The sequence below is a fragment of the Nocardia sp. NPDC004278 genome (assembly GCF_053602975.1).
Genome location: NZ_JBSGEQ010000094.1, coordinates 1 through 4,837, shown reverse-complemented (window position 1 = coordinate 4,837; position 4,837 = coordinate 1). Strand labels below are relative to the sequence as shown.

Below are 4,837 nucleotides of genomic sequence, written 5' to 3'. Positions count from 1 at the left end.
CAAACCATTCGACGCACCATCCTGATTCACCGCCGAACCAGCAACCACCGCAAGAATCTGATGCCCATTGCGCTGAGCGTCGGACAAACGCTCCAACACCAACACACCGGCACCCTCGGACCAGCCGACACCATCGGCCGAATCGGCGAACGACTTACACCGCCCGTCCGGCGACAACCCCCGCTGACGAGAGAACTCCACAAACGTCTCGGGCGTCGCCATCACGGCCACACCACCGGCCAACGCCAGATCGCACTCCCCCGACCGCAGCGACGCCGCGGCCGAATGCATCGCAACCAGCGACGACGAACACGCCGTATCCACGGTTACCGACGGCCCTTCCAGGCCGAACACATACGACACCCGACCGGAAGCAATAGAACCCGAATTCGCATTGGCCGGATAGTCGTGATACATCATGCCGACCCACACACCGGTCCGGCTGCCCCGCAGCGAACCCGGATCGACACCGGCTCGCTCGAACGCCTCCCATGAGGTCTCCAACAACAGGAACTGCTGCGGATCCATTAGCGCGGCTTCATTGGGACTGATATTGAAGAACGCCGGATCGAATTCGCCGGCAGCATGCAGGAACCCACCCGCACGGGTGTACGTGCTATTCGGTGTTTCGCCGGTGGAATCGTAAAGGCGATCGATATCCCAACCACGATTCACCGGGAACTCCGACGTCGCATCGGTCCCATCCGAGACCAACCGCCAGAGATCCTCGGGAGAGCTGACCCCACCCGGATACCGACACGCCATACCCACAATCGCAATCGGTTCGCGAAGGGCCGCGTCCAGCTCCCGATTGCGGTCACGCAACCGCTTGGTCTCTTTGAGTGAGACACGCAGCGCCTGAGCGAGCTTCTGAGTATTGTCGTCGGGCTTCGTCATTATTGTTCCAGCTCTTCCTGCGGTCACCGTGACTCGTCGGCGAAATATCGTCTACGAGGCAGAATTCCGATGTCTTACGGGTGATCGCGGCACGGGTTCTGCCACCGCGCCGCGCACATCGCCGTCAGTCCTCTGATGAGTTGTTGTAGGCCATGTCGATCAAGTCATCGATATCGAGCTCGTCGATCGATTCGTCCGTGATGCTCTGATCGATCGCGCTGTGGCTCTCCTGTCCATGTGCGAGCTGCATGAGTGCATCCAGCAGGCCCGCGTCGCGGAGACGGGCTACCGGGATCGTTTGCAGGGCTCTGCGAATATCGTTTTCCGACGGATCCGTCGGCCGGTCGGGGTTGTGGTGGTCGGTGAACTCGTCGGCCAGATATTTGGCCAAGGCCTCCGGTGACGGGTAGTCGAACACCAGAGTCGCGGGCAACCGCAGACCGGTAACGGATTTGAGGGCGTTGCGGAACTCGATAGCGGTGATCGAATCGAAGCCCAATTCGTTGAAGGCCCTATCTGCCGCAATCGCATTCGCATTCTGATGACCCAGCACCGCCGCGACCTGGCCGCGCACGATTTCGACGAGCACACCGAGGCGTTCGCTGTCGGGTGTGTTCGCCAACCGGGCACGAAGCGCCGAGGGTGCACCCGAGGCTGTGGCGCGGCGCGCGGGCACCAGGCCGGACAACAGGGTCGCGGCGAACCCCGCATTGCGGATGCTCCCCAGATCGAGACGGGCAAGAATGGGAGCCGCCGTGCCGATCTCGGCAGCGGCATGGAACAGCGCCAAGCCCTGCTCCTCCGACAACGCCAGCATGCCCGAACGAGACATGCGGCGCCGATCGACGTCGCTGAGCTCCGCGCCCATCCCGCCATCCATGCTCCACAGACCCCACGCCAGCGACCGGCCGGAGCGCCCGGATGCCCTGCGGTGTACCGCAAGTGCGTCCAGGCAGGCGTTGGCCGCAGCATAGTTGCCCTGACCAGGGCCGCCGAACGCACCGGCCACCGAACTGAACAGCACGAACTCTCGCAACGGCAGATCGGCGGTCAATTCGTGCAGGTGCAGCGCGGCATCGACCTTGGGCCGCAAAACCACATCCATCCGATCCGCGGTCAGCGAAGCAATGGCGCCATCGTCGAGCACACCGGCCGTATGGAACACACCGGTGAGCGGACGGCCCGCGGGAACGTCCGCCAACACCTCGGCAAGTGCCCCACGGTCGGCGACATCGCAGGCGGCGAACTCGACTTCGGCACCGAGACGCCGCAACTCCGCCCGCAGCTCGGCAGCCCCGGGAGCGGATTCCCCACGGCGGCTCAGCAACAGCAGGTGACGGACCCCCAGGGCGTCGACCAGATGCCGGGCGAACAATCGACCGAGGAAGCCGCTCGCCCCGGTGATCAGAACCGTCTCGTCGGGACCGAAAGTGGAGCTCGGTGCCGAAGCGGTCGCCTGAGCGGCGGCCGCTCGGGTGAGTCGCGCTCTGTGTACCTGCCCGGTGCGCACTGCCACCTGCGGTTCCGCCGCGGCCAGAATCCCGCCGAGCAGGCCCTCGATGTCGGAATCGGTGTCCACCAACACGATCCGGCCGAGGCTCTCGGCCTGCGCGGACCGCACCAGACCACCCACAGCCGCACCGGCCAAGTTCGTAATGTCGTCCCCGGCAACCGATACCGCACCACTGGTCCGAACCACCAGCACCGACTCAGCGGACCGCTGATCGGCAATCCAGGACTGAAGCACCTGCAGCACTTCATGAGTCGCGGCATGAACGGCGACAGGATCATTGCCTGCCGGGCACTCCAATATCACCGCGGCCGGAACCTCATCACCGAGGTCCGCCCAGGACACTGCGCTGATCTCCGTGTCGGACACCGCGATCGGCGTCCACTCGACCTGGAACAACGCGTTGTCGACAGTGGACGCGCCGGCGGTGAGCTGCGCGGGATCGATCGGCCGGGAAGCCAGCTGCCGGACCGTTGCCACCGCAGCACCGGTCGAGTCCGCCAGATCCAGAGCAACACCGTGCTCACCGACACGAGTGAGCCGAACACGCACTGCATCGGCACCCGCCGCATGCACCGTGACACCGGACCACTCGAACGGCAACTCGGGTCCGGTGTCCTCCGCCGACAGGTAACCGGCCAACCGCAGAGCGTGCAGAGCGGTATCCAGCAGGGCCGGATGCAGCCCGAAGTCCTTGGCCTCCTGCGGATCCGGCAGCGCGACTTCGGCGAACACGTCCTCGCCGCGTTGCCATGCCGCCTGCAGACCTTGGAAGGAGGGACCGTACCCGTACCCGGCATCGAGCAACTGGTCATAGACCCCGTCGATGTCCAACTGCCGCGCACCGGCCGGGGGCCACGCGGCGAGGTCGATGGCAGCCGCCGCTTCCTCTTGGGCGAGTGCACCTTCGGCGTTCAGCGTCCACGACGATGCCGAATCGACCTCCGCATCAGGGCAGGAGAAGATCCGCACCGCGCGACGGCCGGTCTCGTCCTCGGCGTCAACGACAATGCGCACCGCAACCCCGCCGAATTCCGGCAGCACCAGGGGAGCCTGCAGTACCAAGTCCTCCAGGGTCGAACACCCCACCTGCTCCCCGGCATGCAGGGCGAGTTCGACCAGACCGGTACCAGGGAACAACACGGTGCCCATCACCCGGTGATCGGCCAGCCACGGATGCGTCGGCACCGACAGGCGACCGGCCAGGATCACCGCGCCGGCGTCCGGTTGTGACACCACCGCCGAAACCAGCGGGTGTCCGGTGGTTGCCATACCCATCGACCGGGCATCCCCGCTACCGGCGGTCCCCTCGGGCATCCAATAGCGCCGACGCTGGAAAGCGTAGGTGGGCAAGTCGATTCGCCGGGCACCGGTTTCGGCGTAGAAACTCGCCCAATCCACCTCCGCGCCCGAGACGAACAACCCGGCCACCGCACTCGATACCGTCGTGACATCCGCACGGTCGCGTTTGGCCACGGCGACTGTCGTCACGCCATCGAGAGTCTGGGCGATCATTGGAGTCAGCACAGCGTCCGGCCCGACCTCGGCGAACCTGGCGACACCCAGGCCCGCCATCGCGACAACCGCATCCGCGAACCGCACCGTGTCCCGAACCTGCCCCACCCAATACGACGGATCCGACATCTCATCGCTGATCCGCGCACCCGTCACCGACGACACCAACGGGATACTCGGCCGGGCAAACACCAAACCTGCTATTGCCTTGGCGAATTCGGCCAGCATCGGCTCCATCAACGCCGAATGGAACGCATGCGAAACCCGCAACCTGTGCGTGCGCCAACCACGTTCGACACACGCATCGGCGACAGCCACGACATCGGCCTCGATACCGGAAACCACTACCGATGCAGGGCCGTTGATCGCCGCGACGGACACCTCACCGTCCACCAGCAGCGGCAGCACATCGGTCTCCGACGCACCCACAGCAACCATCGCGCCACCGGAAGGCAGCGCCTGCATCAACCGGCCGCGCGCGGCCACCAACACACACGCATCCACCAACGACAACACACCCGCCACATGCGCGGCAGCAGCCTCACCAATCGAATGACCCGCCACCACATCCGCACGCACACCCCACGATTCGAGCAGCCGGAACAACGCCACCTCGAACGCGAACAAACCCGCCTGCGCGAACACCGTCCGATCGACCAGATCACCGTCGGCCAACGCCACACCCAACGAAACCGGCTGCCCCAGCAACGGATCCAACTCAGCAACGATCGCATCGAAAGCCTCGGCGAACACCGGATACGCATCACGCAGCTCAGTAGCCATACCCGCCCACTGCGCACCCTGACCGGAGAACACCAGCCCCGTCGAACCCGCCGCGACGCGACCGGACACCACACCGGGTGCCTGCACACCGGCAGCCAGCGCCCGCGCTCCCGCGAGCAGACCAGCACGGTC

2 protein-coding genes are annotated in these 4,837 nt (G+C 65.5%); both read right to left on the bottom strand.

Annotated features, from left to right (window positions below):
* A partial coding sequence (locus tag ACWEO2_RS44135) for a beta-ketoacyl synthase N-terminal-like domain-containing protein (RefSeq protein ID WP_452410849.1) occupies positions 1 to 897 on the bottom strand: 897 nt, incomplete at its 3' end.
* A gap of 124 nt (positions 898 to 1,021) precedes the next feature.
* A partial coding sequence (locus ACWEO2_RS44130; RefSeq protein WP_452410848.1) for an SDR family NAD(P)-dependent oxidoreductase occupies positions 1,022 to 4,837 on the bottom strand: 3,816 nt, incomplete at its 5' end.